The organism is Microbacterium sp. NPDC055903, from assembly GCF_053615555.1.
Genome location: NZ_JBSHCA010000001.1, coordinates 1,279,639 through 1,300,503, shown reverse-complemented (window position 1 = coordinate 1,300,503; position 20,865 = coordinate 1,279,639). Strand labels below are relative to the sequence as shown.

The following is a 20,865-nucleotide window of genomic DNA, read 5'->3' as shown; positions in this document are numbered from 1 at the left end:
GTTCCTCAGTCGTCGGGTCGCGTGCGGCGCCGGACGATCAGCAGTACCGCGCCTGCCAGGATCGCCAGCAGGGCGATCCCGCCCAGCACGATCGACAGGGTCGGGTCCGCACCGGTGGCGCCGAGTCCGTCGCCCTGTCCGCCGTCCGCTCCCGCGCCTCCTGACGGGTCCGGTGCGACGACGGTGGTGGCCGCCGTGAGCAGCCATGAGCCGCCCTCGGCGGAGATGCCGGATGCCGCGATGGTGTGCGCACCGAGCGATTGCTCCGCGGGGATGGTGATCTCGGCCGAGAACGCGCCCCCGGCATCCGCTGTCGTCGTGGTCAGCGGCGTCGGGGTGGAGTAGATGCCGAGGTGCACGGTGCTGCCGGGCAGGAAGCCCGATCCGCTCACCGTGACGACCTGGCCGCGCTGCACGGATTCGGGGACACCGCCGAGCGCGCCGTCCGCTGTCTCTGGCAGCTCCTCCGGCAGGGCGGTCTCCGCGCTCACGGTGAGCTCGATCGTCGCGTCCGTCTCGGCGAAGCCGTTGTCTGCGGTGAGGGTCACGGTGCTGGTGCCCGCGTCGTCGACGGCCGGGGTCCCGGTGAGGGTCGCGGTTCCATCGCCGGCATCCGTGATCGTGAGCCATGCGGGAAGACCGGATGCCGTGATGGCGCTGACCGGGCTCCCCGTGCTCGTGACCACGATCGACACGGCGGAGCCCGCCAGCACCGTCCGCGTGGCCGGTGCGTCGATCGCGGGTGTCTGACCGACCGTCAGCACCGCTTCGGCGCTGACGGCGTCGCCGAGGCCGTTCGAGGCGACGGCCCTGAACCGTGCGCCGTCGTCGGCGAAGGTCGTCGAGATCGTCAACGTCGTGGACGCGGCCCCCGGGATGTCCCGCCATGCCCCGACATCGAAACGCTGCCACTGCAGCTGCGGTGCGGGGTGACCCGTCGCGGCGACGGTGAACGAGGCATCCGTGCCCTCCAGGACCGAGTCGGAACTCGGCTGTCCCGAGATCGCCGGAGCCTCATCGATCGTCAGCGTGAACGCCTGGGTGACCTCTCCGTCGACGCCCTCGACGGAGAGTGTGACGTCGACCGTGCCGCCGGAACCGACGGGCGGCGTCCCGGTGAGCCGTTGCGAACCGGCATCGCCCGACAGCTCGAGCCATGCCGGCGCGTCCACGAGCGTCACCGCGCTCGTCGTGGGGTAGCCGTTCGCGACGGTCACCTCGAAGGAGCCCTCCTCGCCGACGGTGAAGGTGGCGTGGTCGTCGCTGGTGAAGCGCGGCTGGGACGTGACCGTCAGCGTGAAGGTGCTCTGCGCCGCATCGCCGCCGTTCTCCGCCGACACGGCGAACTCGTAGCTGCCGGGGGAGACGGAGGGGGTGCCGTGCAGGCGAGCTGTGCCGTCGCCGGCGTCATCGAGCACGAGGCCTTCGGGCAGTGCAGCGGATGCCGTGATCGCCGGAGCGGGGGATCCCTCCGCGGTGATCGTGACGTCGACCTCCTCGCCCTCCCGCACGGTCGCGGTGGTCGGGGAGGGCGCGGCGGCGTGCGCGCCGATGACCTGAGTGCCGGCGCTGAGCACTCTGACCGCGCCATCGGTGTTGATCCCGACGGCTGCGATCGTGGCGGATCCCGTCGCGCGGTCGGCGGGCACGGTGACCGCGGCGGTGAACGAGCCGTCGTCGGCGACGACGGTGGTCAACTGCTCGGCCTCGGGGTAGATGCCCAGCCGCACGGTCGAACCGGGCAGGTACCCGGAGCCGCTGACGGTGAACGTCTCCTCCCGCTCGACCGTCGGCGGCACGCCGGCGAGGGTGCCGCCGACGGAGTCAGGCAGCTCATCCGGCAGGGGGACGGCCGCGACGACGGTGACAACGACATCCATGACCGTCTGCGCGAAGCCGTTGTCGGCGGTGAATCGGATCGTCGTCGTGCCGGCATTCGCGATGCCCGGGGTCCCGACGAGCCTGACCTGGCCTTCCGGTGCGCCGGCGAAGTCCAGCCAGGCCGGTACGCCGGCTGCGGACAGGGCGCTGGCCGGGCTGGACGTGCTCGTCACCTCGATGGAGACGGGAGCTCCCACGAGCACCTCGACGTCGTCGACGGGTGCGATCACCGGCACATCGCCGACGCGCAGCACCGCCTCGTCGCTCGGGGTCGAGCCGACATCGTTCGTGAAGACCGCACGCACGCGGGCTCCGTCATGGTCGAGCTCGGCGGCGAGCGTGAGCTCGGTGGACGTCGCGTCGGGGATGTCGTGCCAGGAGCCGCTCGCGAAGCGCTGCCACTGGACGTCCGGCGCGGGGTATCCGGCCGCGTCGGCGGTGAAGACGGCATCCGTCCCCGCCAGGGCCGAGGCATCCTCCGGCTGTGACGTGACGCGCGGCGCCTCCAGGACGGTCAGCGTGAACTCCTGCGTGGCCGCACCGTCGTTGCCAGGGGTGGACAGCACGATCTCCACCGTGCCCCCGGATCCCTGCGGCGGCGTGCCGACGAGCTGCTGCGCGCCCTTCGCGCCGGTCAGGGAGAGCCAGGCCGGGGCTTCGCCCGAGATCTCGACGGGCTCGTCGACGGGGTGTCCTGCGGTGACCTCGATCGCGAACGCTCCTGGCTCGCCGACGGTGAACGTCGTGTGGTCGTCACTGGTGAAGTGCGGCTCGCCCGTGATCGTGAGGAGGAATCCGAAGGGGGAGGCGCCGTGGATGTTCGTCGCGCCGATCGTGAACGGATAGTCACCCGGAGGCGCGTCCGGGATGCCGGTGATCGACGCGGTGCCGTCGTGATTGTCGGTGAAGGTGAGCCCATCGGGCAGGCCGGACAGCACCTCGAGCGCGGGCACGGGTGTGCCGGGAACGGTGATCGTGACATCGAGCTCGTCGCCGGCGGCGACCGAGGCGCTGGTGGGCGAGCCGGTGGACGGGCGCTCGCCGATGTTCAGGGTGATGAGACGACTGACGGGTGTGCCGCCGGCGCTGGCGGTGAAGGTGAGCAGGTGCGTGCCGGCAGCGCCCGCCTCCGGCACGCCGCTGAGGGTGACCGAGCCGTTGCTGCTGGGCGACAGCGCGAGGCCGTCGGGCAGTGAGCCCGATTGCAGCGACACCTCGGGCACCGGGTATCCGGTCGCGGTGATGGTGAAGCTGAACGCCTGTCCGACGAGGCCGCTCGCCATGGTGCTGCCGGTGAACTCGGGGGGAGCGGCAACGGTGACCTCGGCCGATGTGCCGACCGAGCCGAACGTCGCCGTCGCGCCGCCCACGCCCGCGGTGCTGCCCGCCGTGAACGTCGTGGTCGCCTCGCCTCCGCTGAACGTCGCCGAGGCGGGATCGAGCGAGGAGCCGGCGGGCGTCGCCGCGCTGAACAACACGTCGGTGTCGTCGAAAGCCGTGAGGTCGGATGCCGCCACGGCACCGCCCGCGGAGTCGGTGCGCAGCGAGGCGACCAGCTCGGTGGAGCCGCTCGGCTCGATGACCGGGTCGGTCGCGGACGCGGAAAACACCAGCCGTGGCGTCGTGGTGAGGCTCGGAGCGCTCACGGAGTCGCAGGGCGCGTCGCCAGGGCCGGCGTTGCAGCCCCACCAGTTGTGCGCGAGGGTGCCGGTCGCCGTCGGTGCGAGGACGGCGGATCCGGGGATGTTCCCGGTGAAGGAGTTGAAGTGCGCCGTCAGAGCACCGCTGTCCGCCGCGATCGCGCTGCCGTTGTTCGATGCGCCATTGCCCCGGAAGACGTTGCGTTCGACGGTCGCTGGTCCGCGCAGCTGCAGCAGGGCGCCGCCCTGCGCCGCGGTGCCGTCCCCGCTGTTGACGGTGTTCGCCGCGAAGAGGGTGCCTTCGATGGACACCGTGCCGAGCCCTGCGGTGTCGTAGGCGATCGCGCCGCCACCGGCACTGACGCTGCCGGCGGCGCGCACAGTGTTGCCCGTGAAGGACGAGCCGGAGACCTGCAGCGCATCGCCGTCGGCTGCCGCCTCGTAGTAGATCGCGCCGCCGGAACCCGCCCCGGACGCGTTGCCGAAGAACAGGGAGTCGGTGACCGCCAGATCTCCGCCGATGAACTGGATGGCGCCACCGGGGGCGGAGGCCCCGGCGGTGGAACGATTGTCCTCGAAGACGCTGTCGTTGATGGTCAGCGAGTCGGGTTCGGCCGCGTCGAAGCTGCCCCCGATGATCGCGCCGCCGCCGTAGAGGGCGTCGCGCCCGTCACGGAAGGAGAACCCGTCGATCTCGACGGCGATGCCGCCGACCAGGTCGGGGTCGAGGGTGAGCAGCTGCGCGCTGCCGTCGCCGACGATCTCGGCCCGGCCTCCCGTGGCCTCCAGGACGAGACTCGTCCCCGGCTGCGTGCCGAAGACGAGTGCGCCGTCGGTGAGCGCGTACTCGCCGGCGGGGACCGTGATGGTGGAGGAGCCGCCTGCGTTGCTCGCCACGCAGAGGGCGTTGCGCAGGGTGACCGGGTTCGCGGGGGTCGTGACGGATGCATCCGTGCACGCGTCGTTCGCATCGGCATCCGTCGTCGTGGTGACCGTGAGCGTCGCCGCCTGGGCAGGCTCGGCGAGCACGAGCCCGCCGAGCAGGAGGGCGAGCGTGGTCACAGCCGCAGTTGCACCGCGCACCGCGACAGGGGACATCCGGGAAGCAGACATCGAGATCCTTCGTTCGGGCGCGGGGGCGCCGGAAGGTCGTGGGGTAATCGGATGCTATCGGCTCGGCATGGCGGAGTGATAGCGTCTGTTCCGCACCACACCCGATCAGGGCCCCCCACACACGGTGCACCGGATGGCAGGAGTGTCATGACTGCTGTGTTCTCGCGTCGTAGCGTGCTCGGCGCCGGGGTGGTCGCCACGGGCGTCGGCCTCGCGGTCGGCAGCGGACCCGCCGCCGCACGCAGCGAATCAGCCGGCGACGCGGCCGCCGCTGTTTCGCACGACCCGCTCGCCCCGGTGCGCTCGCTCTTCAGCGGTCACGAGGGGCGCGAGTACATCGCCGCCTCGCCCAGGGCGATGCATCGCCTGACGCTCGCCGAGGTCGGCGACCTGCACGGCGGAGGCGACGCCGAGAACCGGTTCAGGGTGGTCTTCACGACGGGGGAGGATGCCAGGGACGGCATCTACCGCATCCAGCAGGACGGCGCGCTCCTCGCGTCCCTGTTCCTGGCCAGGGTGAGCGGTCACCCGGAGCTGGAAGGCATCGTCGACCGATCGGAGCGGGCGTCGTGAGCGAGCCGTACCTCGGGGAAGTCCGCATCTTCGCCGGTAACTTCGCCCCAGTCGGGTGGGCGTTCTGCGACGGATCGCTGTTGCGCATCACCCAGTACGAGGCGCTCTACACCCTGCTGGGAGTGACGTACGGCGGCGATGGGGTCAACACCTTCGCGCTTCCGGATCTCCGCGGGCGCTATGCGCTCGGCGCAGGCCAGAGCCAGGGCCAGGTCTACGTTCAGGGACAGTCCGCCGGTGTGGAGGACGTCACGCTGACCAGGCTCCAGATCCCGGTGCATTCCCATGCGGCCATGGCGGCGGGGTCAGCGACATCCACATCGCCCGATGGCGGGATGTGGGCGGTCCAGGCGGCGACGGCTTTCGCCGACGGTGCACCGTCAGTCGACCTCGCCGACGATGCGCTCGGCTCCTCGGGCGGGAACCAGCCGCACCAGAACATGCCGCCGTACGTGGCGATCAACCACATCATCGCCCTCGAGGGCGTCTTCCCGCCGCAGAACTGAGGAGACCGCGTGGCAGAGCCGTTCTTGGGCGAGATCCGCAGGATCGCCTTCCCTTACCCGCCGCGAGGCTGGGCGCTGTGCAACGGCGCGATCCTGCGTATCGCCAACAACCAGGCGCTGTTCTCGCTGCTGGGAACCGTCTACGGTGGCGACGGCGTGACCAACTTCGCGCTCCCCGACCTGCGGGGCAGGAGCCCGATCCACTCCGGTGCGCACAGCGGGATCGCCCAGGGGACGGTGGCGGGTGAGAGCATCCACACTCTGACGGTCGCCGAGCTACCCCCGCACACGCATCCGGTCGCGGCGACGAGCGATGAGGGAAGCGCCTCGACCCCGACGGACGGATACTGGGCCGCGGTTGATCAGCCGGCATACGGAACGGCCCCGGTCGGGGCCATGGCGCCGTCGTCGATCGGCAACGCCGGGGGGAGCCAGCCGCACGAGAACATGTCGCCCTATCTCGCCCTGCACTTCATCATCGCCATCGACGGCATCTACCCGACCCGAGACTGACCGAGGGAACCTCATGGCTGACCCGTACATCGGCGAGATCCGCACCGTCGCCTTCAACTTCGCGCCACGCAATTGGGCGATGTGCGATGGACAGATCCTGCCCATCTCTCAGAACACCGCTCTGTTCTCGATCCTGGGCACGACCTACGGCGGCAACGGGGAGTCGACCTTCGCGCTGCCGGATCTCAACGGCTCGTTTGCGATCGGCGCCGGCCAGGGGCCAGGGCTCAGTCAACGCGATCTGGGGGAGACCGGGGGCAGTGAGACCGTGACTCTGCTCGCGAGCGAGATGCCCACACACACGCATGCAGCCCGCGCGGTCCCCGCGACGGGGACGAGCGGTGATCCGCGGGGGAGGACGTGGGCGCAGCCCCGATACGGGCGTGTGCCGAGAGAGGCGTACGGTCCCGGCCACGACGTGACCATGGCCCCCGGCGCCATCGCACCGACGGGAGTGGGGCTGCCGCACAACAACATGCCACCCTTCGTCGGCATGTACTACGTGATCGCGCTGACGGGTGTCTACCCACCGCGCGGGTGACGACGTGGTCTGCGTCGCCATCGACGACCCTCGGGTGCGTGCCATCGCCTCGGAGGACATCAGGGCGCGTCTGGGCGGCATCCCCGATCTGATGGCGGAGCAGCTGGTCGCGATGCAGCTGCGCGCGAAGTTCGACGCCTTACTGCGACGGTACCCGGATGCCGCAGCCGGTCTCGTCGCCGAGGACGGGTTGCCGCTCGCGTACCTGGTGACCGACCGGTTCGGCGGGGTCGTGCGGCTCTGCGACATCGCGGTCTCCACGAGGGTGCGCGGGCAGGGAATCGGCCGACGTCTGCTGGCATCGGTGATCGCGGAGGCGGATGCCGCGGGGGATGCCATCGAGCTGTCCGTATGGCACGATGCTCCGGCGCGGAGCTGGTACGAGCGGCACGGCTTCCGGGTGTGCGGCGGAGATCCGATGGGCGACCTGGAGCTGCGTCGGGAGTGCGGCGGATGCTGAGCTTCTCTTCGCCCGCTCGCTGAGCGTGTCTTCTCTCGCTCGCTGAGCCTGTCGTCTTCCGCTCGCTGAGCCTGTCGAAGCGCAGTTCCCGTCCCGCTCGTTGAGCGTGTCTCTTCTCGCTCGCTGAGCCTGTCGAAGCGCAGCTCCCTTCCAGGGAATACCCCCGCATCCATTCGGTTGCATACACATATGAAGGCTTTCGGATTCCTCTCGTTCGGGCATTACGCCCCGGTGCCCGGCTCGGCCACCCGCACCGCCGGCGACATGCTGCACCAGACCATCGATCTGGCGGTAGCCGCCGATGAGATCGGGGTGAACGGGGCGTACGTCAGGGTGCATCACTTCGCCAGGCAGGCGGCGTCACCGATGCCGCTGCTCGCCGCGATGGCGGCGAAGACCGAGCGCATCGAGGTGGGCACGGGCGTCATCGACATGCGGTACGAGAATCCGCTGCAGTTCGCGGAGGAGGCCGCCGCGCTCGACCTCATCGCCCGCGGCCGGATCGCCCTGGGCGTGAGCCGCGGTTCACCCGAGACGGCGGTGCGCGGCTATGAGGCGTTCGGCTATGTCGGCAGCGAGGATCCGCGTGGGGCGGATCTGGCGCGCGACAAGTTCGAGCTGTTCCTCGAGGCGATCGACGGTGCGGGCGTCGTCGAGGGCGACCCGCGACAGGTCGGTCCGAACCAGTACCTCGCGGTGGAGCCGCGGTCGGCGACGCTGCGCGACCACGTCTGGTGGGGATCCGGCTCGCGGGCCACGGCGGAGGAGACCGGCCGCAAAGGTCTGAACATGATGAGCTCGACGCTGCTCACCGAGGCGACCGGGGTTCCGTTCCATGAGCTGCAGCGCGAGCAGATCGATCTGTACCGCGCCGCGTACAAGGCGGCCGGTCACACCGGGACGCCTCGTGTGTCGGTGAGCCGCAGCGTCTTCCCGCTCATCGATGACACCGATCGCGCCTACTTCGGGCTGCGCAGCGCCGAGAACGGAGACCAGGTCGGCATCATCGACGGCTTCCGTTCGACGTTCGGCAAGACCTATGCGGCCGAGCCGGATGTGCTCATCGAGCAGCTCAAGGCCGACGAGGCCGTGATGGCGGCGGACACCCTGATGCTGACCATCCCGAACCAGCTGGGCGTGGACTACAACCTGCACGTGCTGGAGTCGTTCGCGACACATGTGGCTCCCGCGCTCGGCTGGAAGCCGAACACCGAGGGCCCGGTGCAGGGCAACCCGGTCTGATCCCCGTGTTCGCTCGCTGAGCGCGTCGACGCGGCCGGGCGGCCGGCGCTCCTGCGGGTCGATCTGACCGTCGCGTACCTCGAATGGCCGCCTCCTCGTCGGGAACGCGGCCATTCGAGACCCCGGATGCTTCCGGGCCACGCGCTCCGCTACCGTGGTCGCATGCATGGCCGCAGACGCACCTGGCTGGTCGGCGGCATCGGGCTGATCGCCTGCGGTGTCGTCGGCCTTCTCCGCGGGTCGGTGCTCGGAGCATCCGGCCTCGGCACCGTGCTCACGATCGTGAGCGATCTGCTGTGGATGGGTGCGATCCTCGTTCTCGCGTTCGGACTGCGGCGGGAGGGCAGCATGGTCGCGCGCCGGACGCTGGGCCTCGCGGCGGCGTTCCTCGTCGCGGCGTGGCCGGTGATCGATACCCTCGTCGGCCTGTTCGGCTGGCCGGCCGATATCGATCAGGTGGATGACTGGCTGTTCTGGACCTACCTGTCGATGCTGCTGCCGCTCGTGGCAGGGTTCATCGCAGCGGTGGAGGTCGCTCGCGCCCGGGTGGTGCCGAGGCCGTGGCACGCGGCGCCGCTCTGGGTGATCGCGGGGCAGACCGTCGTCTGGGTCGTTCCACAGGTGATCGGGGTTGCATCCGCGGATGCCTACATCGAGACCGCGCCGCTCTTCGCTGCGCTCCACACGCTGGGATTCATGGCTGCGACGTGGGGGCTCGGCATCCTCGCGATCATGCTCTCCCGTCGCTCCGGTCCGGGCGTCGTGACGGTGTACTCGGGGAAATGATCGGCGGACGCATACGCTCACGCAACATCGCCGCGCGTGAACTGGACGCATGAGCCATGTCGCACGAACTCCCGTCGGCGCCGGAGTGCGCGTACTGAGCGCCGCGCTCGCCGCGCTGCCCATCGCGGCGCTGACCCTCGCGCCGCGCCGGTTCGTCGCCCCGGCACGAGGAGCATTCATGGACCTCGCGCACCGGGTGGCGGCGCCGATCGTCGAGCCGATGACCTACGGTCAGCTGGAGAGCACTCTGAACGCGGCGCTGTTCGTTCCTCTGGGCGCGGCGATCGCGCTCGTGCTCCGCGCTCGCTGGTGGCTGGTCGCCCCGATCACCGTGTTCCTCGTGTCCTTCGGCATCGAGTACGCGCAGGCGCAGATCCCCGGTCGGGTTCCGGATGCGAGCGACGTCGTGTGGAACACGATCGGTGGAGTTCTGGGTGCGCTCGTCATCGGGCTCGCGCGGCTCGTCTCGTTCGGTGCGCGGCGGCGCTGACTCGGGCGCCCTTCACGCACCCACGCGCTCAGAGCTCGAGGACCGTCATGAGCGACCGACCGCGCTCGGGGTCGATCCGGTGCGGCCCGCTCTCGATGAAGCCGAGTTTTGCCAGAACACGGCGTGACGCCGTGTTCCATTCCCAGACCGTGGCGCGCAGGCGGGCGAATCCGGCATCCCTGGCCAGCTCGACGATGGCCGAGCCGCTCTCGGTCGCATAGCCGTTGCCCTGGTGCCGCCGGAGGAACTCGAACGCGATCTCCGGTTCGTCCGGATGCTCGTCGCCGCCGGTCACGAGGCCGCAGTAGCCCAACGGCTCAGCGGTTCCGAGCCGTTCCACGACCAGGGTGCGGATCGGACCCTGGTCGGGAGAGCGACGGATCCAGGCGGCGAGCTCCTCGATCGTGGGACGCCCTGCGGCATCGATCCTGCGGTGCGGAGGAACGCGAGGATCCCGCTCGGACCACAGCTCACGGTGGAAGCCGGCATCCGCCTCCGTCCACGCGCGCAGCGCCAGTCGCTCGGTGCGGATCACGGCGTCACCCTCGTCCATCACGTCACTCACCCCGCGGCGTTCCACGCGTCCACGAACGCCTCGCCGTGCCGACGACCCCATGAGCTGAGGTCGTCGATCGTGATCTGCTCGGCGGCGACCACGCACAGCGAGCCCTCGCCGTCTCGATCGATGCACACTCGCTCGCCGGCATCCGCCATCGCCTTCAGTGCGGGAGCGAATGCGGCGAGCCCTGCGTCATCGACGGCCGCCTCGACGGTGATGTCGATGCCGATCGAGGGGATCGCCGCGACCTCGCTCACGCCCTCGATCTCGGTCAGCTCCACGGCATCCGAGACCCGTTCCGTGAGCCGGCCGGGCTCAGCAGTGACCCTGAGCGCATCGCCGGAGCTCACCGAGACCGTCTCGAACGCCGCTCCGTCGACGACGCGGGCAAGACGTTTCGCGTCGGCCAGGGTCTTCACCTGCAGGCCTGCCGTGCGGTCGTCTGTCCAGGCGCTGCTGATCAGGGCGCGCTCCGCTGCGGGCACCGATGCCAGCATCGCCCGGAGCTTCTGGCCCGCAGCGCCGGGGGCGAGGGTCACGAGATCGCTCGAGATCGCGTGGGAGAGACCGGTGCCCTCGAGCGCGGCGCCGAGCATGGCGTCGGCGCGCGCGGCATCCTGCTCGCTCGCGATGGTCACCTCGATGCGTTCCTCGTCGATGCGCGTCTTGGTGAGAGCGACCGCGGAGCCCAGCGAGCGCCACGCCTGCGCCCCGGCGCTCACCCATGCGCCCTGCGTGCCGGAGAACGACAGAGCATTGTCCGCGTCGCGTACGATCAGCTGCCCCGAGACGCCCACCGGGGGAGTCGTCGCCACCTCGACGGCCAGCTCGGTCGACGTCGTCACCAACGCCCAGGAGACGCGCGCCGATCGGTGGTCTTCCGACGATGCGTCGCCTGTCACCAGGCGCGGATCCGCGCGCAGAGCACCGACGACCTCCAGCAGCTCCGCATTCGATGCCGCGGAGCGCAGCACGGGGAACCGCCAGCCGTCGGCCTCCAGGTCGATGCGCACCTCGGCATCCGGGGTCGTGTCGCCATGCGTTCTGATGTGCTCCGAGAGCGCGTCGAGCTCCGCCATCGAGAGGCCGTCCCTGGCCGTGATCACGCCGCCGACCCCGCCGGAGAACGCGGCGCCGTCGGCGCTGGAGAGGTCCATCTCGGCGACATCGGCATCGGAATCGAACTCCCGCACGAACGAGTCGCGCACGCCGTCTCCGGTCGCGCTGCACGCGACGAGCCCGGCCAGCAGCACGATCGCCAGAACCGCCGTCGATGCGCGAAGCAGTCGACGAACCGGATGCATCGCAGCAGGCATCCTTCCCCCTCCGTCTGCCCCTCATCCTCCCACCCGTTCGGCGAGCGGGCGGCCCGGTACGCTGGAGATCATGCTGAACATGGCCGAGGGGCTCGCACGTCTGGGGGCTCTCGCCGAGAATCCGGTGGTCGCGGCGCTCGCCGCGGCGTTCGCGGATGCCGGACACGAGCTCGCCGTCGTCGGCGGCCCCGTGCGCGACGCCCTCCTCGGCCGCGCGACCCACGACCTGGACTTCACCACCGACGCCTCGCCGGACGAGATCCTCGCGCTCGTGAAGCCGATCTCCACCGCGCAGTGGGACATCGGCCGCGCCTTCGGCACCATCGGCGCCCGCGTGCAGGGCGAGCAGGTCGAGATCACCACGTACCGCGCCGACAGCTACGACGGCGTCACCCGCAAGCCGACCGTCGAGTTCGGCGACACCATCGACGGCGACCTCGTGCGTCGCGACTTCACCGTGAACGCGATGGCCCTGCAGGTGCCGTCCGTGAAGCTCGTCGATCCGACCGGCGGCGTGGAGGATCTCGTCGCCGGCATCCTGCGCACGCCCGCCGACCCGCGGGTGTCCTTCGGCGACGACCCGCTCCGGATGCTCCGCGGCGCCCGCTTCAGCGCGCAGCTCGGCTTCGCCATCGACGAGGCGACGGAGGCGGCGATCGCCGAGCTTCGCGCGACCATCGGCATCGTCAGCCCTGAACGCGTGCAGGGCGAGCTCGTGCGGCTCATGCAGACCACGGATCCCGTGCGCGGCATCCGTGTGCTCGTCGACACCGGTCTCATCGAGGAGTTCCTCCCCGAGGTCAGCGCGCTGCGGCTCGAAGTCGACGAGCACCACCACCACAAGGACGTCTACGAGCACTCCCTGACCGTGCTGGAGCAGGCGATCGAGCTCGAGCACACCAGGAACCCGGATGCCGCCCCCGACGTCCCTCTGCGCCTGGCCGCGCTGCTGCACGACATCGGCAAGCCGCGCACCCGCAAGCTGGAGCCGGGCGGCGCGGTCACCTTCCACCATCACGACGTCGTCGGGTCCCGCATGGCACGCAAGCGCCTGCAGGCGCTGCGTTTCGACGGGGAGACGACGGATGCCGTGGCACGGCTCATCGAGCTGCACCTGCGCTTCTTCGGCTACGCGGAGGGGGCGTGGACGGATTCCGCTGTGCGCCGCTATGTGCGCGATGCCGGTCCGCTGCTGGAGCGCCTGCACATCCTCACGAGGGCCGACGTCACCACCCGCAACCGCCGCAAGGCCGCGCGCCTGGCCGGCGCGTACGACGACATCGAGCGACGGATCGCCGAGCTCTCCGCGCAGGAGGAGCTCGATGCGATCCGCCCAGAGGTCGACGGCAACCGCATCCAGGAGATCCTCGGCATCGCCCCGGGCCGCGAGGTCGGCGAGGCGTACCGGTTCCTCCTCGACCTGCGTCTGGACGAGGGCGTCATCGGGCAGGATGCCGCAGAGCAGCGCCTGCGGGACTGGTGGGCCGCCCGCGGCTGACCCTGCTCACCCGCCGTCGGACGCAGGGTCCGGTGCGCCGAGAGCCGCAGTCACGAGGTGGGTGATGTCGATCGAGACGATCCGCTCCACAGGGTCCGTCAGCGAGGACGGGCGGAGGATGCGAGCGTCTGCGCCCTGGTCGACGGTGCTCATGGCGTGGGCTCGACCGTCGGGGTCGGGGTGGGCGACGGGGTCGGCTGCTCCTCGGCATCCGATGCTTCGCGCAGCCCTGGCGCGCGCACGAAGGGGGCAGGGGCCGGTGCGAGCGTCGACTCGTCGATCTCGCCGTCGTCGCCGAGCGTCGCCTGCTGCAGGGGATACACGTTCCAGATCGCCTGGCCGCGGGCATCCCGCAGGGGAACGGTGATCGACTCGCTGTCGTCCAACCAGCCGTAGTCGAAGTCCCCGCTCGATGCGCCGTTCAGATTCAGCGGCGTGCCCTTGCCGGTGTAGAGCTGGACATCGGGGATCAGCTCGCCGTCGGCGTCGTAGGCGAAGATGTTCCCCACCTGCACGCCGTCGAGGAGCAGCCCATCGGGGGCGTAGTACTCGTCCGAGACGTACTGCACCTGCTGAGAGACCATCCAGACCGTCGTGAACGGCAGGGCGATCACGGCGATGACGCTCACCACGGTGCGCGCATGCCGCAGTGCGTTCTTCGGAAGCCAGCGGTCGCGACCCCATTGGATGCTCACCAGGACGATCGCGCCCAGGAGCAGCACGCCGAGAGGTGAGCTCGGCCAGAAGCCCGCCGCGAGACTCCCGGTGATCGCCTGGATGATTCCGTACACCGAGAGCCCCCGCAGCACCCACCACACCGGCCGGAGGGCGAGGAGCAGGTCGAGCAGCCAGGCGCCGAAGCGGCTTTCGCGCATCGTCGCGTTCAGCGAGGCGAGGCGTTGCTTCACCCTGGTGGACACGGGGAGCCGTGCCGGACGCTCGCCGCGCGGCGGGAGGCCTGCGGCTGCGCGCAGCTCTGCGGCATAGCCGGTCGGGTCGTCCAGGTCGATGGCGGCGGGGTCGTCGGCCGCGGCATCCGCGAGGTCGGCCGCGAGGCCGGCGGTGATGTCGTCGGCGTCCTCGGCGGGCAGGTCGTCCAGCTGGGCGCGCACGGCAGCCGCGAAGGCGCGGATGCGCTCGTCCAGCGATGCGTCTGTGGTGTTCATCACTCGGCTCCGTTCGTGGGGGATGCTGGTTCGAGAAGGCTGGTCATCGCTGTGGAGAAGTCCGACCAGGTGGCCGCCTGCTCCGCGAGGGACGCCTTCCCCTGCGGGTTGATCGCGTAGTACTTGCGGTGCGGCCCGCCGTCGGAGGGCACGACGTAGCTGGACAGCGACCCCGCAGCGTAGAGCCGCCGCAGGGTGCCGTAGACCGAAGCGTCGCCGACGTCGCCGAGCCCGGCGTCGCGCAGGCGACGGACGATGTCGTAGCCGTATCCGTCTTCCTGGCGGAGCACGGCGAGAACGGCGACGTCGAGTACGCCTTTGAGCAATTGCGTGGTGTCCATGGAACTCCTCTGTCGCGATGCACACTACCACGCACTGCACAGTAGTGCGCGACGCGCCATTGTGTGCCGCGTGTCGCGCCCGTCCTGACGTCGTGCAGGGCTGATCCGAGGCGCGTGAATCCGGACCGTGGGGGCCGGTTGTTCAGTCGCGCGTGAGGGCGGCGGGCAGCATCTCGACGAGCTGATCGATGAGCGCGCTCCTGGTCATCCCGCCGTGCTCCATCCAGCGCAGCACGGCGTGCACGGTGCCGGCCCCGACGAACTCGGCCATCAGGTTCTGGGCGGCCTCACCGTGGGAGGCCAGCTCCGTGCGGATCGTGGGACGCGTCAACCGAGCGAAGTCCGCGATGAGTCGCTCGATCACGGCAGGGCGGGATCCGAGTCGCACGGCGTAGAGGATGTCGTCGCGCGTCGACTCGAAGGCGTCCACGACCCGCTCGAGGCCGGCTCGCGTGATCGCCGTGCGTTGCCCGTCGTGCGCGCTGCGGCGAGCGACGTCGGCATCCGCCGCGGCGGCGAACGCCTGCACGATGGTGAACACCGCCAGATCGTCCACCGTCGCGAAGTGCGTGTAGAAGGTGCTCCTCGCGACTCCGGCTCGGGTGCACAGCCACGTGACGCTGACCGAGGCGCGGTCCTCCTCCGCGGCCTCCCGGAGTGCCTGCACCAGACGACGCCTGGTCTCGTGGACCTGAGGGTCGTCCGCGGCCCCGCGCTCGCTGCGCGTGCTCGCCTGTGCTGCACTCATGATCCTGCTCCCTCTCGAATGGACACTGTCTATTCGAGGCGTATCGTTGACCCTGGCAGCCCCACGCTGCGGCCAGAGGAACAGTATCCCTCTGCTCCCACCAGCTGCCACGCCAGCCGCAGTGGCTGCCGTCCAATGAAGAACGGATGAAAGGCAACAGCAATGAAGGCATGGGTCCTCGACGAGGTCCACGGTTCGCTCCGTCAGGCGGATGTTCCGACGCCGACGCCCGGCCCTGGCCAGGTGCTCGTGAAAGTGAAGGCGTCAGGGCTCTGCCACAGCGACGTCGGCTACATCGAAGGCGTGATCCCTTTCACCGTCCCGCTCCCGGTGATCCTCGGGCACGAGGCGTCCGGTGTCATCGAGGCGATCGGCCCCGATGTCGAAGGGTGGGCTGTCGGCGACCATGTCGCCGGCGCGGTCTCCGGAGACGACGCGCCCGGAGTCACTCGTGACGGCGCCTACGCCGAGTACATCATCGGCACGGCATCCAAGCTCGTCCGCCTCCCCGAGGGCATGGACTGGGCGCAGGCCGCTGCGGCGACCGACGCGGGGGTGACCTCGTACACCGGCACCATCGTCTCCGGGCAGATCAAGGCCGGCGACCGGGTCGGCATCGTCGGTCTCGGTGGCCTGGGCATGACCGGTGCACGCATCGCCGTCGTGACCGGCGCAACGGTCTACGGCGTCGAGCCCCGTGAAGCCCTCTGGGAGACCGCCAGGGCGAACGGCCTCGCCGATGTCTTCGCCGACGTCTCCGAGCTCGAGGGTCTCGACCTGGACGTCATCGTCGACTTCGCCGGATTCAGCACCACCACGGCCGGTGCGATCAAGGCCGTCAAGCCGCGCGGACGCGTCGTGCTGGTCGGCCTCGGCAAGGCGCAGGTCACCTTCGACGCGATCGACCTCGTGGGCAAGGCCGTGGACCTGCAGGGCTCGACACCGATCGGCGACCCGGCCCACCTGCAGGCGGTGATCGACCTCATCGCCGCAGGGCAGCTCAGCGTCAAGGCCGAGGCGATCGGTTTCGACGAGATCCCCGACGGTCTCGGTCGTCTGGAGCGAGGCGAGGTCAACGGCCGACTGGTCGCGATCCTCGACTGATCCAGGGCGACCCCGGGTGCCGGCGCGCCCCGGGGTCGCGGTCCGGACGCCCTCGGATGCGGCAGGGAGTCCGCCGGAAAGAAAAGGTTGCGCGCGGTTGCGCGAGTTCTACACTGGGGCTTAGCTTCGTCACCGTCGATCGGAGACACCCCTCGTGTCATCGCCGTGGTCATCGTCGCGCGACATCTCACCGCAGGCGTCGCGTCTGCTCATCGAGCGTGCGCATGAGGAGCTCGTGGCGGGGAACTTCGACGATCATCGGCTGCAGCAGATCAGGCCCGTGGTCAGGGATTCCTGGGAGCGCGCGTGGAAGCTCCGCGTCGGCGCCGAGGGCATCCCGCCTGTCGCGTTCTCGACGGAGGAGCTCGAGGAGTACCGGCGCGAGCATCCGCTGGCATCCGCGATGGAGACCATCCGCGCCCTGCTGCTGCCTGGCGACCCCGAGGACTCCGGCGTCCTCGTCGCCGTGGGCGATCACGCGGGGCGGCTGCTCTGGGTCGAGGGGGATCTGCGGACGCGGGTGATGACGGGCGAGATGGGCTTCGTCGCCGGCGCGAACTGGTCGGAGGAGGCCATCGGCACGACCGCCCCCGGCACGGCCCTGGTGCTCGGCGAACCCGTGCAGATCCATCAAGCCGAGCACTACAACCGGCTCGTGCAGCCGTGGTCGTGCTCTGCCGCTCCCGTCTTCGATCCGGAGACCCGCCGGGTGCTCGGCGTCATCGACGTCACGGGCGGGCCGGAGGTGGCCACTCCGCAGGCACGCCTTCTCATCGACGCCACGGTGCGGGCGGTGGAATCCGAGCTGATGGTCGCACGGCTGAAGGCCAGGGCCGCCCAGCATCCCGCACGTGCACCGCGCCGCAAGCCCGTCGCCACGCGCGCCTCGCTCCGCGTGCTCGGACGCGACCGCGCGCGGCTCGAGGTGACAGGGCCGGAGGCGGAGACCGTCGTCGAGCTCAGCGCCAGGCACGCCGAGATCCTCCTCATGCTCGCGGTGCACCGACAGGGTCTCTCCGCCGACCGCCTGGGCGAGCTCGTCTACGGGGAGGCGGCCTCGCCGGACACGCTTCGCCCCGAGATCGTCCGGCTGCGCAAGGTGCTCGAGAAGGTCTCCCCGGAGCTCGCCCCCGAGTCGCGCCCCTACCGCTTGACGATTCCGCTGGAGACGGATGCTCAGGATGTGCTCATGCTGCTCGACCGCGGTGCCCACCGGGTCGCGCTGACGGCGTACCGCGGCCCTGTGCTCCCGGAGTCCACGGCGCCGGGCGTCGAGGAGTTCCGCGACAGCGTGCGGGCGGCGCTGCGCGAGGCGATGCTCACCGAGGCGAGTGTGGACGTGCTGCTGGCCTACGCCGAGATCCCCGAGGGCGCGGAGGATGAGGAGATCCTCCGGCTGTGCCTCGAGATGCTCCCCGCGCGCTCGCCGCGCAGGGCAGGGATCGTCAGCCGCATCGAGAAGCTCGCCCAGGGCTGAGCATCTGCCTCGGGCCGCGGAACCCCGCACCGGCCCCCGCGTGAGGTGCGGGCTCGAAAAAGCACCCGCCTGCTGCTGTCGGGATCGAAAAGGCCCCGGAAAGGGCGTCCTCCAGGGCGTTTTCGATCTCGCGTGGGGATCGTCCGGGGGGTTTTCGATCTCGCGCGGGGATGCGTGAGGGCGCCGCATCCGCAACGGACTGCAACGTTGCGCATCCGTGCGCAACCCCGCGCGGCCTACCGTCGACGAAAACGACGCAGCACCGCCGCTGCGATCCCCGTCGAAGGAGACATGATGACCATCGTCGAAGAGAGCGTGTCCACCGCGTACGCGTCCCCGGGGCAGCCGGGTGCCATCGCGAACTATCGCCCGCGCTACGGGCACTACATCGGCGGAGAGTTCGTCGAACCCGTCAAGGGGCAGTACTTCGAGAACCTCAGCCCCGTCAACGGCAAGCCGTTCACGGAGGTCGGCCGGGGGACGGCGGAGGACATCGACCGTGCCGTAGACGTCGCATGGCAGGCGTTCGAATCGTGGAAGAAGACGACCCCCGCCGAACGCAGCATCATCCTCAACAAGATCGCCGATCGCATCGAGCAGAATCTCGAGGCGATAGCCGTCGCCGAGACCTGGGAGAACGGCAAGCCGGTGCGCGAGACGCTCGCCGCCGACATCCCGCTCGCCGTCGACCACTTCCGCTACTTCGCCGGCGTGCTGCGTGCGCAGGAGGGCGGCATCAGCCAGCTCGACGAGAACACCGTCGCCTATCACTTCCATGAGCCGCTGGGCGTGGTCGGACAGATCATCCCCTGGAACTTCCCGATCCTCATGGCGACATGGAAGCTCGCGCCGGCGCTCGCCGCAGGCAACTGCGTGGTGCTCAAGCCAGCCGAGCAGACCCCGGCATCCCTCCTGTTCCTCTTCGAGATAATCGGCGATCTGCTGCCCGCGGGCGTCGTGAACATCGTCAACGGCTTCGGCATCGAGGCGGGGGCGCCGCTCGCGCAGCACAAGCGCATCCGCAAGGTCGCCTTCACCGGCGAGACCACGACCGGTCGGCTCATCATGCAGTACGCCTCGCAGAACCTCATCCCGGTCACCCTCGAGCTCGGCGGAAAGTCGCCCAACGTCTTCTTCGAGGACGTCGCGCGCAGCACGAGCGATCCCTACTACGACAAGGCGCTGGAGGGCTTCACGCTCTTCGCCCTCAACCAGGGCGAGGTCTGCACCTGCCCCTCCCGGGCCCTCATCCAGCGCTCGATCTACGACACGTTCCTCGCCGACGGGCTCGACCGGGTCGGCAAGATCATCCAGGGCAACCCGCTCGACAGGAACACGATGATCGGCGCTCAGGCATCCAACGACCAGCTGGAGAAGATCCTCAGCTACATCGACATCGGCACGCAGGGTGGCGCGCGGCTGCTCACCGGCGGGGAGCGGGTGGATCTCGGCGGAGACCTCAGTGAGGGGTACTACGTGGCGCCGACGGTGTTCGAGGGCACGAACGACATGCGGATCTTCCAGGAGGAGATCTTCGGCCCGGTGCTCTCGGTGACGAGCTTCGACGGCTTCGACGACGCGATCTCGATCGCCAACGACACCCTGTACGGCCTCGGCGCCGGCGTGTGGAGTCGCAGCGGTGACATCGCCTACAAGGCAGGCCGGGCGATCGAGGCCGGCCGGGTGTGGACGAACACCTACCACCAGTACCCCGCCCACGCCGCGTTCGGCGGGTACAAGCAGTCGGGCATCGGACGCGAGAACCACCTCAAGATGCTCGACCACTACCAGCAGACGAAGAACCTCCTCGTCTCGTACGCCGAGGGGCCGATGGGCTTCTTCTGATCGGGCGCGCTTCGACAGGCTCAGCGAGCGATCGCTTCGACGGGCTCAGCGAGCGGGGGGCGAAGCAGGTTGCTGAGCTTGTCGAAGCATCCGACACCACACGGAGAGGAGACATCATGGTCCGCATCGGCACCTATCACCGGGTCGACGTCACGGATGCCGCGGCGTCGCTCCTGCGCGAGCTGACCGCGCAGCACGGGCCGCTGATGTTCCACCAGTCGGGCGGATGCTGCGACGGCTCATCGCCCATGTGCTACCCCGTCGGCATGTTCCTCATCGGCCCGAGCGACGTGCTCCTCGGCACCCTGGATGCCGGACTCGACGCGCCGATCGAGGTGTACATGTCCGAGTCGCAGTTCGAGTACTGGAAGCACACGCACCTCACGATCGACGTCGTTCCGGGGCGCGGGGCGGGCTTCAGCGTCGAGGGGCCGACGGGGATGCGCTTCCTCATCCGCTCTCGGATGCTCAACGACGCGGAACTGACATACTTCGGACTGGCGTGAGCGTCGCCGAACCTTGACGCGGAAAGGGGCGCGGCGTAGCGTCACGGGCACATCCATCGTTCTGGGGAGACGATATGCGATCGTTCTGGCTTGCAGCCATCGGAATTCTGCTGCTCATCGGTGGCGCGGCAACCGCCGCCTTCTACATCCAGTACTGGGCGCCATGCATCCCGGACGGCTACCTCATCTGGGACCCGGCGTGCGTGGAGCGCGTTCAGGACAACGCGATCAGCAGCCTCGCCACGGCGGTCTGGCCGGTCGCGCTGGCCCTCACGATCGTCGCGGCGCTGATGCAGCCGAGCGGCTGGAGCCGTTGGGCGCCGGTGGCCCTGGTGCTGGTGTCTTCGCCGGCGATTCAGAGCGGCTACTTCTGGACCGGCTGGCACACCGCCGACCGCGACCCCGGCGCGTTCGTGGGAACGGGCGTCTTCATCGCGATTTCGGGCCTGTTCGTCCTCGGACCGCTGACCGTCGCCCGGTCGCGCAGCGCGGGTCGCATCCGCGGACTACCGCCGCGGCTCCGCGGCAGCCTTCGCACTGGAGCTGACGGGTGACCGGTA

At 69.9% G+C, this 20,865-nt stretch carries 21 protein-coding genes; 14 read left to right on the top strand and 7 right to left on the bottom strand.

Features of this window, described 5'->3' with window-relative positions:
* Positions 1–5: 5 nt before the first annotated feature.
* Positions 6–4,634 (bottom strand): putative Ig domain-containing protein, encoded by a 4,629-nt coding sequence (locus tag ACWGJP_RS05925; RefSeq protein ID WP_452328828.1) that lies wholly within the window; start codon positions 4,632–4,634, stop codon positions 6–8.
* Between the two features lie 147 nt (positions 4,635–4,781).
* Between ACWGJP_RS05925 and ACWGJP_RS05920 the strand changes: the two genes are divergently transcribed.
* The 8 genes from ACWGJP_RS05920 to ACWGJP_RS05885 all read left to right on the top strand — a co-directional run bounded on the left by ACWGJP_RS05920 (position 4,782) and on the right by ACWGJP_RS05885 (position 9,745).
* Positions 4,782–5,207: a hypothetical protein gene (locus tag ACWGJP_RS05920; RefSeq protein WP_452328827.1), complete on the top strand. Its 426-nt coding sequence runs from the start codon at positions 4,782–4,784 to the stop codon at positions 5,205–5,207.
* Positions 5,204–5,713: a phage tail protein gene (locus tag ACWGJP_RS05915; protein WP_452328826.1), complete on the top strand. Its 510-nt coding sequence runs from the start codon at positions 5,204–5,206 to the stop codon at positions 5,711–5,713. The genes ACWGJP_RS05920 and ACWGJP_RS05915 overlap by 4 nt, the downstream gene beginning before the upstream one ends.
* A 9-nt stretch (positions 5,714–5,722) precedes the next feature.
* On the top strand, positions 5,723–6,226 hold the full coding sequence (locus tag ACWGJP_RS05910) for a phage tail protein (RefSeq protein WP_452328825.1): 504 nt from the start codon (positions 5,723–5,725) through the stop codon (positions 6,224–6,226).
* 13 nt (positions 6,227–6,239) lie between these two features.
* Entirely contained in the window at positions 6,240–6,767 is a 528-nt protein-coding gene (locus ACWGJP_RS05905) for a phage tail protein (RefSeq protein ID WP_452328824.1), read from the top strand.
* Positions 6,745–7,227 carry a GNAT family N-acetyltransferase gene (locus tag ACWGJP_RS05900; protein ID WP_452328823.1) on the top strand — a complete coding sequence of 161 codons (483 nt, stop codon included), beginning with the start codon at positions 6,745–6,747 and terminating at the stop codon, positions 7,225–7,227. Before ACWGJP_RS05905 ends, ACWGJP_RS05900 begins: the two co-directional genes overlap by 23 nt.
* Positions 7,228–7,416: 189 nt before the next feature.
* Positions 7,417–8,469 (top strand): LLM class flavin-dependent oxidoreductase, encoded by a 1,053-nt coding sequence (locus tag ACWGJP_RS05895; protein ID WP_452328822.1) that lies wholly within the window; start codon positions 7,417–7,419, stop codon positions 8,467–8,469.
* A gap of 162 nt (positions 8,470–8,631) precedes the next feature.
* A complete protein-coding gene (locus tag ACWGJP_RS05890) occupies positions 8,632–9,255 on the top strand; it encodes a hypothetical protein (RefSeq protein ID WP_452328821.1) in 624 nt (207 codons plus the stop codon).
* 49 nt (positions 9,256–9,304) lie between these two features.
* Positions 9,305–9,745, top strand: coding sequence for a VanZ family protein (locus ACWGJP_RS05885; RefSeq protein ID WP_452328820.1), 441 nt, complete (start codon positions 9,305–9,307; stop codon positions 9,743–9,745).
* 28 nt (positions 9,746–9,773) lie between these two features.
* Here ACWGJP_RS05885 and ACWGJP_RS05880 read toward each other — a convergent pair whose 3' ends face one another.
* Together ACWGJP_RS05880 and ACWGJP_RS05875 are read right to left on the bottom strand one after the other, a co-directional pair.
* Positions 9,774–10,298 (bottom strand): GNAT family N-acetyltransferase, encoded by a 525-nt coding sequence (locus ACWGJP_RS05880; protein ID WP_452328819.1) that lies wholly within the window; start codon positions 10,296–10,298, stop codon positions 9,774–9,776.
* Positions 10,299–10,306: 8 nt separating this feature from the next.
* Positions 10,307–11,620: a hypothetical protein gene (locus tag ACWGJP_RS05875; protein WP_452328818.1), complete on the bottom strand. Its 1,314-nt coding sequence runs from the start codon at positions 11,618–11,620 to the stop codon at positions 10,307–10,309.
* Between the two features lie 70 nt (positions 11,621–11,690).
* Between ACWGJP_RS05875 and ACWGJP_RS05870 the strand changes: the two genes are divergently transcribed.
* A complete protein-coding gene (locus tag ACWGJP_RS05870) occupies positions 11,691–13,118 on the top strand; it encodes a CCA tRNA nucleotidyltransferase (RefSeq protein ID WP_452328817.1) in 1,428 nt (475 codons plus the stop codon).
* Between the two features lie 6 nt (positions 13,119–13,124).
* Here ACWGJP_RS05870 and ACWGJP_RS05865 read toward each other — a convergent pair whose 3' ends face one another.
* The 4 genes from ACWGJP_RS05865 to ACWGJP_RS05850 form a co-directional block, all read right to left on the bottom strand.
* Complete coding sequence (locus ACWGJP_RS05865) at positions 13,125–13,271, bottom strand: hypothetical protein (RefSeq protein ID WP_452328816.1); 147 nt, start codon at positions 13,269–13,271, stop codon at positions 13,125–13,127.
* Positions 13,268–14,284, bottom strand: a complete 1,017-nt coding sequence (locus ACWGJP_RS05860; RefSeq protein WP_452328815.1) for a hypothetical protein — start codon at positions 14,282–14,284, stop codon at positions 13,268–13,270. Before ACWGJP_RS05860 ends, ACWGJP_RS05865 begins: the two co-directional genes overlap by 4 nt.
* A complete protein-coding gene (locus ACWGJP_RS05855; RefSeq protein ID WP_452328814.1) occupies positions 14,284–14,625 on the bottom strand; it encodes a PadR family transcriptional regulator in 342 nt (113 codons plus the stop codon). The genes ACWGJP_RS05860 and ACWGJP_RS05855 overlap by 1 nt, the downstream gene beginning before the upstream one ends.
* Positions 14,626–14,767: 142 nt before the next feature.
* The gene (locus ACWGJP_RS05850) at positions 14,768–15,373 is read right to left on the bottom strand and encodes a hypothetical protein (protein WP_452328813.1); all 606 of its coding nucleotides are present in this window, start codon (positions 15,371–15,373) and stop codon (positions 14,768–14,770) included.
* A 162-nt stretch (positions 15,374–15,535) separates the two neighbouring features.
* Here ACWGJP_RS05850 and ACWGJP_RS05845 point away from each other — a divergent pair, with 162 nt between their 5' ends.
* The 5 genes from ACWGJP_RS05845 (at position 15,536) to ACWGJP_RS05825 (ending at position 20,859) form a co-directional block, all read left to right on the top strand.
* The gene (locus ACWGJP_RS05845) at positions 15,536–16,477 is read left to right on the top strand and encodes an alcohol dehydrogenase catalytic domain-containing protein (RefSeq protein WP_452328812.1); all 942 of its coding nucleotides are present in this window, start codon (positions 15,536–15,538) and stop codon (positions 16,475–16,477) included.
* 154 nt (positions 16,478–16,631) lie between these two features.
* On the top strand, positions 16,632–17,954 hold the full coding sequence (locus ACWGJP_RS05840; protein ID WP_452328811.1) for a GAF domain-containing protein: 1,323 nt from the start codon (positions 16,632–16,634) through the stop codon (positions 17,952–17,954).
* Between the two features lie 294 nt (positions 17,955–18,248).
* Complete coding sequence (gene exaC / locus ACWGJP_RS05835) at positions 18,249–19,799, top strand: acetaldehyde dehydrogenase ExaC (RefSeq protein ID WP_452328810.1); 1,551 nt, start codon at positions 18,249–18,251, stop codon at positions 19,797–19,799.
* Positions 19,800–19,915: 116 nt separating this feature from the next.
* Positions 19,916–20,305 (top strand): DUF779 domain-containing protein, encoded by a 390-nt coding sequence (locus tag ACWGJP_RS05830; protein WP_452328809.1) that lies wholly within the window; start codon positions 19,916–19,918, stop codon positions 20,303–20,305.
* A 74-nt stretch (positions 20,306–20,379) separates the two neighbouring features.
* Complete coding sequence (locus ACWGJP_RS05825) at positions 20,380–20,859, top strand: hypothetical protein (RefSeq protein WP_452328808.1); 480 nt, start codon at positions 20,380–20,382, stop codon at positions 20,857–20,859.
* Positions 20,860–20,865 lie beyond the last annotated feature (6 nt).